The organism is Streptomyces sp. 8N114, from assembly GCF_052245835.1.
Lineage (GTDB): Bacteria > Actinomycetota > Actinomycetes > Streptomycetales > Streptomycetaceae > Streptomyces.
Genome location: NZ_JBQQBT010000002.1, coordinates 581,784 through 593,413 on the forward strand (window position 1 = coordinate 581,784; position 11,630 = coordinate 593,413).

Consider the following 11,630-nt stretch of genomic DNA (forward strand, 5'->3'; position numbering starts at 1 on the left):
GCCGCGGAGCGCGTCGCGTGATCGGGGCCCTGCTGCCGGAAGGCGTTGCGACCGTGAGCGCGTTCGGCGACCTCACACCGGAGGAGGACGACCTCGGCGGGCTCTTTCCCGAGGAGTCGGCAGCGATCGCGGACGCCACGGCAGCCCGCAGAGCGGAGTTCACCACCGTACGACTTTGCGCGCGGCGCGCGCTGCACCGGCTGGGAGTGCCGCCTGCCGTCCTCGTGGCAGGGGAGCGGGGCGCGATCACCTGGCCTGACGGAGTGGTCGGCAGCATGACCCATTGCGCAGGCTTCCGCGCAGCCGCCGTGGCCCGTACGGAGGTTGCCGTGTCACTGGGTATCGACGCGGAACCCAATATGCCGGTGTCCTCAGGAGTGTTGGAGTTCGTCTCGCGTCCGCGCGAGAGAGTCCGGCTCTGTCAACTGTCCCGGTGCCGCCCGGACGCGCACTGGGACCGCTTGCTGTTCAGCGCCAAGGAGTCGGTCTTCAAAGCCTGGTATCCGCTGAAGCGACGCGAGCTCGGCTTCAATGAGGCAGAACTCGAATTCGACCCCGAAGCAGGCACTTTCTCGGCGCGGCTGCTGGTGTCCGGGCCCGACGTGGGCGGACGGCGTCACGACACCTTCTCCGGGCGCTGGACGGTGGAACGGGGCTTCGTGCTGACGGCAGTTGCGCTGACAGGACCGCACTGAGTATGCAGGGCGTACGGTGGCGGCGGACGGCTGCCGGGGACACGCGGGCGTTCCCCCGTACTCGCTCGGGAGTCCCGAGAGCAGATACCGTCCGCCGGGGCGGGGCGCGGATTTCTGGTGCGACGAGGGGATGTTCATGACCGACGCCGTCGTCGTGGGCGCGGGCCCCAACGGGCTGGCCGCGGCCGTGACCCTCGCTCGGCGCGGGGTGAAGGTGACCGTTCTGGAGGCCGAGCGCGAGATCGGCGGCGGGACCCGCAGTGGGGCGCTGACCCTGCCCGGGCTGCTGCACGACCACTGCGCCGCCGTACACCCCACCGGCGCCGGCTCCCCGTTCTTCCGCTCGCTCGCGATGGAGCGACACGGTCTGGAGTGGGCATGGCCGGATGCTGATCTGGCCCATCCGCTGGACTGCGGCGATGCCGGTGTGATGTGGCGTGCTCTCGCCCGGACGGCCGACGAGCTCGGGCGGGACGGCCCCGCCTGGCGCGCGCTGTTCGGTCCCTTGGCCGGATCCTTCGACGCCTTGGCGCGAGACGTGATGGGGCCCGTCATCCGCGTGCCCGCACGTCCGCTCTCCTACGCACGGTTCGGATGGTTCGCTGCGCAGCCGGCGGCCCTCCTGGCGCGCCGCTGGCGGACTGAGAAGGCCCGTGCTCTGTTTGCCGGCGCGGCGGCCCACCTGCTGACGCGGCTGGACCGACCGATGAGTTCGTCGGTGGGGCTGTTCCACATTGTGGCGGGGCACCGCGTGGGATGGCCGGTGGCCCGGGGCGGCAGCCGGTCGGTGACGGACGCGCTGGCCTCCCTCCTCCGCAGTCTCGGGGGCACCATCGAAACGGACGCACGCATCACGTCTCCGGCCCAGTTGCCGCGAAGTGACGTCGTCATGCTCGACCTCGCCCCGCGTGCAGTCGCCGCGCTGTTCGGCGACCGACTGCCCCCCAGGGTGCGGTTCGGCTACGCGCGGTGGCGGCATGGGCCGGCGGCTTTTGCGGTCCATCTGGCGGTGGAGGGCGGTGTTCCGTGGACCGCGGAGGCATGCCGGAGCGCGGGGACCGTGCATCTGGGGGGCACGCTGGAGGAGATCCGGCATTCCGAGGCACAGATCGCGCGCGGGAGGATGCCTGAGCGTCCGTTCGTGCTGCTCGCCCAGCAGTACCTCGCCGACGCCGGTCGTTCCCACGGCAACGTGCATCCGGTGGACGCTTACGCCCATGTGCCCCATGGATACCGCGGTGACGCGACCGAATCGGTGATGAGGCAGATCGAGAGGTTCGCGCCGGGGGTACGGGAGCGGGTCCTCGCGACGACCGTACGCTCTCCGGCCGAACTGGCGCATGGCAACGCCAACTTCGTCGGCGGTGACATCCTGACAGGCGCGAACAACTCCCTCCAGGTAGCACTGCGCCCACGTCCAGCACTCGATCCTTACAGCACCGGCGTGCCGGGGGTCTATCTCTGTTCGGCCGCTACGCCGCCCGGCGCCGGGGTGCACGGAATGTGCGGCCACCATGCGGCACGCTCCGCCCTACGCTTCCTCGAAGCCGACGAGGAGAAACTCTCCTTTCGCTGACGTCGATTGACGTGGGGGCGAGCTCCGCCGCGCGGCGGTACATCCCGATGCGGACAGCACTCTGCTCTTCCACCGGCCAAGCGTGTCGAGACCGGTGAAATGGCCTGTTGCGGTCCGCGTCCGCCTTTTGCAGACGGCCGGTGGCAGCTTGTGGCCGTGAACCTTGTGCGGCGGGTCGCACGATGCGTAGCGTCGACAACCGTCGAGCCCGGGAATCGCAATTTCCGCCGACGGTGTTCTTCGCTCGCCCCTTCCGACCCGGAAGAGCTTCAGGAGTTGGTGGGGCGGTGGTCGTGGTGGGGCGGCGGGTCGCCCGGCGGTCGAGGCTGAACCTGAAGGGCCTTGAGATTCGCCGCGCCGTTGTCCGGGTTCCGGGGCGTCTCCGAGTTTCCTCCGGTCCCTCACGATTCGCTGAAGGAGTGCGCATTGTCCGACACGACGGCAGTTCCCACCGGCATCCCGACCGCCCGCGATCGGATCTTCGAACTGCCCCCGGAACTGGAGCACCTGCGCGAACGGCGGCCGATCGGTCGGATGGTCTACGGGGACGGCCATCTGGGCTGGCTCGTGACCAGTTACTCGTTGGCTCGCGAGGTACTCGCCGACAGCCGCTTCAGCAGCCGGGCCGACCTCGCCCGCATTCCCGTCCGTATGTCCGCCGAGGCCGAACAGGCCCGCAAGGACATCCCGCCAGGCGTATTCCACCGCATGGACCCACCGGAGCACACGAGGTACCGCCGCCTGCTCGCCAAACATTTCACGGTGCGCAGGACGGACTCGATGGTGCAGGACATCGAGCGGTTCGTCGAAGACCGCCTGACTGCCGTCGAGCACGCGGGACCGCCGGCGGACCTGGTGCGGGACTTCGCGAAAGTCGTGCCGCTCCATGTGGTCTCGAACGTCCTGGGCGTTCCCGAGGAGGAGCACGAGCGCTTCGTGAGCCATGTCTCGGTCCTCTTCGACCAGGATTCCGCGGCAGAAGACGTCGCGGCGGCGACCCAGGCAATCCACACCCTGTTCCAGGAATTCGTCGACTCCAAGAAACGGGCGGGCACCGGGGGCGACGTCCTCGGTCACCTCACGGTCTCGGGTGAACTGCCCGACGAGGAGGTCGCCACCGTCGGAATGGTGTTGCTGACGGCGGGATACGAGTCGACGGCGAACATGCTCGCGCTCGGTCTGCTGGCCCTGCTGGAGAACCCGGAACAACGGGCCAAGGCGCTTTCCCACCCTGCCCGGCTCGAGCGGGCCGTCGACGAACTGCTGCGCTACCTCAGCGTCACCCACATCGGACCGATCCGCACCGCGTTGCAGGACGTCGAACTCGGCGGTGAGGCGATCAAGGCAGGCGATTCGGTTTCCATCGCCCTGCCGGCGGCCAATCGGGATCCCGAGCAGTTCGCCTGTCCGGCCGCGCTGGACCTCGACAACGCCTCCTCCGGCCACCTCGCGTTCGGTTACGGCGTGCACCAGTGCCTCGGCCAGCATCTCGCGAGGCACATTCTTCGCACGAGTTATGCGGCGGTGTTCCGGAAGTTCCCTTCGCTGAGGCTGGCCGTGGCCGCGGACGAACTTGAGATCTGCGTCGGCAAGCCCGTACTCGGAGTGTCCCGGTTGCCTGTCATGTGGTGAGTCGGGCACCGCGTTCGCCTTGTCCCACGAGAAAGCACGCGTCGAGTCGATGGGTGGAATCATGGAACGACCGGCGGAAGGCACCGCATTCCCGTTGTCGGACGCCCAGCGGGGGATCTGGCTGGCGCAACGGTTCAACCCCGACAGCCTGCATTTCCGCGTGGGCCAGTACGTCGCCCTCGACGGCGCGATCGACGTCGCGGAGTTCGAGGCCGCGGTGCGCGACACCGTCGCCGAGGCGGACACGCTGCACTGCCGGATTCGCGAAGTCGACGGTGTCGCCCACCAGACGGTGGAGCCGAGCTCCGACTGGGATTTTCCCGTGCTCGACTTCAGCACCGAAGCCGACCCGCAAGCGGCGGCGGAGCGCTGGATGTACGAGGACCTCGCCGTCCCGATGGACCTGACCCGGGACCGCCTCTTCTCGTACGCCCTGCTCAGGCTGGCCCCGAACCGCTTCTACTGGTATCAGGGCTGGCACCACCTGGTCGTCGACGCTGCGGGCGGTCTGCTCCTCGCGCAACGCACAGCGCACCGCTACAGGTCGGCCATGGAGGGCGGGCCCGCGGGACCTTCGCCGTTCTCGTCGCTGCGGGAACTCCTCGACCAGGACGCCGAATACCGCGACTCCGGCGAGTTCGAAAAGGACCGGAAGTACTGGCTCGGGAAGTTCGCCGACCGACCAGGTGTCGCCCGGCTCTCCGAGATGACCGACGACCTGCCGAAGAGTTTCCTGCGGCGTACCAGCCATATCCCGGCCGCGGTCGTGCAGCGTGTCAAAGAAGCCGCCCGGAGTGTCCGCACGCACTGGTCGGTCGTGCTGATCGCGTCGACTGCCGCGTACCTCCACCGGTTGACGGGGGAGGAAGACATGGCGGTCGGCTTCGCCGTCGCGGCCCGCAAGGGCACGGCGGCGCGCCAGTATCCGGGCACGCTGGCCAACGTGGTGCCGCTGCGGGTGCGGGTCGGCCACGGGACCACCTCGGTGCGGGAGATGCTGCGGAGCGTCTCGCAGGAGGTCCGCGGGGCGTTGGCCCACCAGCGCTACCGCGCCGAAGACCTGGCTCGTGACGTCGGCTTGACGACGGGCATCCGGCACCTCATGGGCCCGGAGGTCAATGTGATGCCCGTCGACGTCGACCTGGATTTCGGACGGTGTGCCGCCCGGCTGCACAACCTGTCCAACGGGCTGACCGACGATCTGTCCATCATGGCCTACGAGCAGGGCGACGGCACCGTCCGGCTCGACTTCAACGGCAACGCGGACCGCTACAGCGACGAGGACCTGCGTAACCATCAGGACCGCTTCCTCGCCCTGCTGGACGCACTGGCCGCCGATCTCGACGCCGGGCCCGGCGAGGTGGACGTACTGGGGGCCACGGAGCGCGACAGGTTGCTGGAGGAGTGGAAGGGCGCAGCAACCGAGCTGACGTCCTCCGTGCTGCCCGAGGTGCTGGACGCCCAGGCGGTTCGGAGCCCGGAGCGGGTTGCCATGGTGTGCGGGGAGACCAGCCTCACCTATGCGGAACTGCACGGGCGGGCGAATCGGCTGGCACGCCACCTGATGCGGTTGGGGGTCGGCCCCGAACGGGTGGTGGGACTGGTGCTGCCCCGCACGGCAGACATGGTCGTCGCGGTGCTGGCGGTGCTGAAGGCCGGAGGCGCGTACCTACCGATCGACCCGGGCTATCCCGCTCACCGCATCGCGTTCATGCTTGCCGACGCGGACCCGGTCCTCTTGCTGGCCACCGCCGACACCGCCGGGTGCGTCGAGGACAGCGCAGTCGACGTCGTGGTGCTGGACAGCGACGACGTGCGCCGCGCCCTCGCTGTACAACCGGGCTCGGAGCTCGGCGAAGGAGAACGCCGGCCGCTGCACGGATCGCACCCCGCCTATGTGACCTACACCTCGGGCTCGACCGGCACCCCGAAGGGGGTGGTGGTGCCCCACGTGAACGCCGTGAACCTGGTCTCCTGGGCAGTTCGCACTGTGGGCGAACGAGGGCTCGACAGGGTGCTCGTATCCACGTCCTTGAGCTTCGACGTATCGGTGTTCGAACTGCTCGCGCCGCTGGCGTGCGGCGGGTGCGCCGAGGTGGTGCGGGACGGTTTGGCCTTGGCGGAGCGGTTGTCCACCGGGCCGGCGCCGAGCGCCGTCAGCGGAGTTCCCTCGGTGCTGGCGCAGGTGGCCGCAACGGTGCGGGCTGCGGCGTCCCCGGGCGTCGTCGTGTGTGCGGGTGAAGCACTGCCGACCCGGGTAGTGGCCGCCCTGGAGTCGGCGTTCCCGGGGTGCCGGGTGATGAACGCGTACGGACCGACCGAAGCGACCGTGTACGCGACGGCGGGCTGGTGCGGTGCGGCGAACGCGGACGGCGGCGGCGCACCGATCGGCGGTCCGGTCGACAACGCCCAGGTATACGTGCTCGACGATCGTCTGCGCCTCGTGTCGCAGGGGGCGGTCGGCGAGTTGTACATCGGTGGGCTCGGGGTGGCGCGGGGCTACTGGCGACGAGCGGGGCTGACAGCGGAACGGTTCGTGGCCGACCCCTTCGGCAAGGCCGGGCATGCAGGCGGGCGGTTGTACCGCACCGGAGACCTCGTCCGGTGGACCGGCCACGGCAGCCTCGAGTACGTCGGCAGGGTCGACGACCAGCTCAAGATCCGCGGTTTCCGGATCGAACCGGGCGAGGTCGAAAGCGTTCTGACCGGCCTTCCGGGTGTGGCCGGCGCCGCGGTCGCTCCGTACGAGGACGAGTGCGGGGACAAGCTCCTCGTCGGGTACCTGGTGCCCGAAGCGGCAGGGGCGTTGGACGTCGGCGAGGTGCGGGAGGCCCTGCGCGGCCGGCTGCCGGACCACCTGGTGCCGGCGGCGTTCGTTCCCGTGGACGCGCTGCCGCTCACCGCCAGCGGCAAACTGGACCGCCGCGCCCTGCCCGCGCCGCGGTTCTCGAGCACCGCCTCGTCCCGCCCGCCGCGGACCCGGGTCGAGGAAACACTGTGCAAGCTGTTCGGCGAGCTCCTCGGTGTACCGGACGTGGGGATCGACGACAGCTTCTTCGACCTCGGCGGTGACAGCATCACCACCATTCAACTGGTCAGCCGGGCTCAGGCCGCCGGTATCACCTTGACCCCGCAGGACGTGCTGACGCATCGGGCCGTCGCGGGGCTCGCCTCAGCCGCCGTCGAGCACGGCGGGATCGAACCGGCCGAAGACGACGGCGTCGGTGCCCTGGGCCCGACACCGATCGTCGAGTGGTTCCGTGGCACGGGCCAAGCGTTCGACGGGCTGTGCCAGGCGATGCTGCTGGCGCTGCCGACAACCCTCGACCGGTCGAGCCTGATCGCAACCTTGGAAGTCCTGGTGGAGCGGCACGATGCGCTGCGCCTGGGCCGGGGCGCGGACGGTGCCGCTCTGTGGGTGGCGCCCGCCGGGCAGCACGACATCGCGGAGCGTGTGACCCGCGTGGATGTGGGCGGCTTTTCCGACGAGAAGCTGCGCGTGACGGCGGAGGAGCAGTTCGAGGCCGCACGGCAGCGCCTGGACCCGGAGTCGGCGAGAACCTGGCAGGCCGTGTTCCTCGACACCGGGCCCGGACGAGCGGGACAGCTGCTGCTGGTGATCCACCACCTGGCCGTCGACGGCGTGTCCTGGCGGATCCTGCTGGCGGACCTGGCCACCGCGTGGCAGGCCGTCACGGCCGGTCGCACTGCGGAACTTCCGCCGCGGGGCACATCGCTGCGCCGTTGGACGCAGGTCCTCGCCACCGAAGCCCGCAGCCCGGACCGGATCGCCGAACTCGACCACTGGAAGAACACCCTGGCGGACGCCGACCCTGAGTACGCGGACCCAGCCGAGGCGTCGCAACTCTGTTTCGACGAGCTGACCCTGGAGTTCCCTGTGGCGGACACCGAGCCGCTGCTGCGGCGGGTGTCCGCCGCCTACCACGCCGACACCCACGAGGTGCTGCTGGCCGCGCTGGGCACCGCCGTCGAACAGTGGCGGCAGCACAGGGGCCGATCGGGCCGGCCGGTACTGGTCGAGGTCGAAGGCCACGGGAGGCATCACGAGATCGCCGACGGGGTCGACCTGTCCGGCACGGTCGGCTGGTTGACCACCATGTACCCGGTGCGGCTCACCCCGGGGCCCGTCGACCCCGGCGAGGTCCGGCGCGGCGGCCCGGAACTGCGACGCACCGTTCAGCACCTGAAGGACGAGATCCGAGCTGTGCCCGGACGGGGCCTCGGCTACGGGCTGCTGCGTCACCTCAACCCGGACACCGCCGAGGAACTCTCTGACCTGCCTGCCCCGGAGTTCGGCTTCAACTACCTGGGGCGGCTGCCCGTCGCCGAGGACGCCGACGACGGCTCCCCGTGGGCACCGCTCGCGGACCGTGCGGGGCACACGCTACGGGTCGCTACCTCGGCCGGGCCGGGGATGCCGCCGATCCACGCGGTCGACCTCAACGCGGCCGTACTCGCCACAGCCGCGGGGCCGAGGCTGGTCGCCACCTGGTCCTGGCGGACACCACTCGACCGGGAGGCGGTCACCGCGCTGGCGGAGACCTGGTTCGACGTGCTCCGAGGCATCACGGCATCGATCGACCAACCCGGCGCCGGCGGTCACACGCCGTCCGATTTCAACCTGGTGCCGCTCACCCAAGAACAAGTCGACCGGCTCGAGGCGAAGTGGAGGAGGCCGTGACGAAGCAGTCCGGCATCGCCGACGTGTTGCCGCTGACCCCGCTCCAGGAGGGCCTGCTCTTCCATGCCCTCCACGAGGAGAGCAGCCCGGACGAGTACGTCGCCCAGGTCGTGCTGGAATTCGAGGGACCGGTGCGCGCCGCAGATCTGCGGGCCGCCGCCGACGCGCTCCTGCGCCGCCACCCGAACCTGGCCGCCGCCTTCCTGACCGACGACGTGGACATCCCCGTCCAGGTCATCCCCCGCTCGGTGCGGCCGGCATGGGTGGAAGTCGACCTCCACGGGCGCACCGCGGCCGAACAGCGCGCCGAGCGTGAGCGACTGCTGGCCGAACAGCGGGAGTCCGGGTTCGACCTGGCCGACCCACCGCTGCTTCGCTTCGCCTTGGTGCGGCTCGCGCCACGGCGGCACCTGCTGGTACTCACCAACCACCACATCGTGGTGGACGGCTGGTCCTACGCCATCCTCTTCCGCGAGCTGTTCCAGCTCTACCAAGACGGTGGTGCGGACGGCGGGCTGCCGCCGGTAACGCCGTACCGGGAACATCTGGCCTGGCTCTCCGCGCAGGATCGGCAGGCAGCGGAGCACGCATGGCAGCGGGCTCTGGCGGGACTGGCCGAGCCGACACTGCTCGCACCATCGGTGGGACCGGCCGGACCGAAGCGCCGTGACCAGGTGACCCTGGACCTCTCGGCCGAACACACCGCAGAGTTGACAACCTTCGCCCGCCGCCGGGATCTGACCACCGGCACCGTACTGCAGGGTGCCTGGGCGACCCTGCTCCGGTCGCTGACCCGCCGCTCCGACGTCGTATTCGGTCTTACCGTGGCCGGGCGCCCACCGCACCTGCCCGGCGCCGAATCGATGGTGGGGCTGTTCATCAACACGGTGCCCGTGCGGTTCCGGCTGGATCCGCACGAAACGGTGGCCGATATGCTGCGCCGCTTCCGCGATGAACAGGCCGCGCTGGTCGACCACCAACACCTCGGCCTCGTGGATCTGCACCGGCTGAGCGGGCACGGAAAGCTCTTCGATTCCCTGGTCGTCGTCGAGAACTACCCTCTGGACACGGCAAAGATCACGCCGGCCGGAAGCGAGCTGCGGGTCACCGACATCGGAGGCCGTGACAGTTCGCACTACCCGTTGGGCCTCGTCGTGTTCCCGGGCGAGCGGATCCGGCTCCGGCTGGACCACGACCCGGACGTATTCGACCAATCCCTGGCTGAGTCGCTGCTCGGGCGGTTGGGGCGCCTTCTGGAGGCGATGTGCGCGCACCCGGATCGCCCTGTGGGCAGCATCGACCTGGTCGGCCACGTCGAGCGGGCGCGACTGCTGGGGCGGAACGCGCCCGTGGTGGCGACGCCGTCGGTGACGGTGCCCGAGCTGTTCGGGCAGCAGGTGACTCGTCGGCCCGAGGCGGTTGCGGTGGTCTCCGGGAGCGAGGAGCTGACGTACGCCGACCTCGATGCCCGGTCGAACCGGCTCGCCCGCCTGCTGGTGGCGGCGGGCATCGGCCCGGAACACGTGGTCGGCCTGGCGCTGCCCCGCTCGGTGGACGTGCTGGTCGCGATCCTGGCCGTGGTGAAAGCCGGCGGCGCGTACGTGCCGATCGACCCGGGCAACCCCGCCGAACGGGTCCGGTCGGTACTGCGCGACGCGAAAGCCGCGCTGGTGCTCACCGCGGAAGCCACCCGGCACGTCGCCGAGGACGGCGACACGCCGACCGTCGAGCTCGACTCACCGGAGGTGCGGCAACAGCTGGCCGCACAGCCCGCCGCGGACCTCACCGACGAGGAGCGCGGGTGCGGACTGCATGCTGAGCAAGCCGCGTATGTCATCTACACCTCAGGTTCCTCGGGAACACCGAAAGGCGTTGCGGTCACGCACGAAGATGTCGTCGAACTCGCCAGGGACCCCGCTTTCGACGACTACACCGATGCGCGAATGCTGGTGCACTCGCCGATCGCCTTCGACGCGTCGGCCTACGAGATGTGGGTTCCGCTCCTCCACGGTGGGCGACTGGTGCTGGCCCCGGCGGACGAGCTCGACTTCGAGGCGTTGAGGTCGACCATCGCGCGCGAGCGGGTGACGCACGCCTTCTTCACCACGGCCCTGTTCAACCACCTCGGCGACGAGCGCATCGAACTGTTTTCCGCCCTGCGTGAGGTGTGGACCGGCGGCGAAGTGGCGTCGCCGCAAGCGTTCCGGCGCGCCGTCGAGTCCTGTCCGGCCACCACGTTCCTGCACGCCTACGGGCCGGCCGAAGCGACCACTTACTGCACCTACCACCACGTCACCACCGCGGCCTCGATCGAGAACACCGTCCCGATCGGCCGGGCCACACACAACATGAACGTCTATGTGTTGGACGGTTCTTTGGGTGTGGTTCCTGCGGGTGTGGTGGGGGAGTTGTATGTGGCGGGTGTGGGTTTGGCTCGGGGGTATTGGGGTCGTGCTGGGTTGAGTGCGGAGCGGTTTGTGGCGGATCCGTTTGGTCCGGCGGGGTCGCGGATGTATCGGACCGGGGATTTGGTGCGGTGGAACCGGGACGGCGTATTGGAGTTTGTCGGGCGTGCTGATGATCAGGTGAAGGTGCGAGGTTTCCGCATTGAGCCTGGCGAGGTCGAGAGCGTAGTGCTGGCTTGCCCCGGGGTGGCACAGGCGGCGGTGGTGGTGCGTGAGGACCTGCCTGGTGGGCGGGGTTTGGTGGCGTATGTGGTTGGTTCTGGTGTGGGGAAGCGCGAGGTTCGGGAGTTTGTGCGTGCGCGGTTGCCGGAGTTCATGGTGCCGTCGGTTGTGGTGGTGTTGGACCGGCTTCCGGTGACGGTGAATGGGAAGTTGGATCGGGGGGTGTTGCCGGTTCCGGCGGTTTCGGGTGGTGGGGTTTCTCGGGCTCCGGGGTCGTACGCGGAGGTGGTGTTGTGTGGTTTGTTTTCTGAGGTGTTGGGTGTTGAGGGTGTCGGTGTGGATGATGGGTTTTTTGATTTGGGTGGGCATTCGTTGTTGGCGACGCGTTTGGTGTCGCG

General features: G+C 69.6%; 5 protein-coding genes. All 5 read left to right on the forward strand.

The window, feature by feature from the left end; all coding sequences use genetic code 11:
- The first annotated feature begins 17 nt into the window (after window positions 1-17).
- On the forward strand, window positions 18-695 hold the full coding sequence (locus ACTWQF_RS08045) for a 4'-phosphopantetheinyl transferase family protein (RefSeq protein ID WP_443278463.1): 678 nt from the start codon (window positions 18-20) through the stop codon (window positions 693-695).
- A 136-nt stretch (window positions 696-831) separates the two neighbouring features.
- Window positions 832-2,271: a phytoene desaturase family protein gene (locus ACTWQF_RS08050; protein ID WP_443278464.1), complete on the forward strand. Its 1,440-nt coding sequence runs from the start codon at window positions 832-834 to the stop codon at window positions 2,269-2,271.
- 426 nt (window positions 2,272-2,697) lie between these two features.
- Complete coding sequence (locus ACTWQF_RS08055) at window positions 2,698-3,903, forward strand: cytochrome P450 (protein ID WP_443278465.1); 1,206 nt, start codon at window positions 2,698-2,700, stop codon at window positions 3,901-3,903.
- 61 nt (window positions 3,904-3,964) lie between these two features.
- Window positions 3,965-8,605, forward strand: a complete 4,641-nt coding sequence (locus ACTWQF_RS08060) for an amino acid adenylation domain-containing protein (RefSeq protein WP_443278466.1) — start codon at window positions 3,965-3,967, stop codon at window positions 8,603-8,605.
- Window positions 8,602-11,630 (forward strand): non-ribosomal peptide synthetase (locus ACTWQF_RS08065; RefSeq protein WP_443278467.1); only part of this gene is annotated, 3,029 nt, incomplete at its 3' end. The genes ACTWQF_RS08060 and ACTWQF_RS08065, both read left to right, overlap by 4 nt.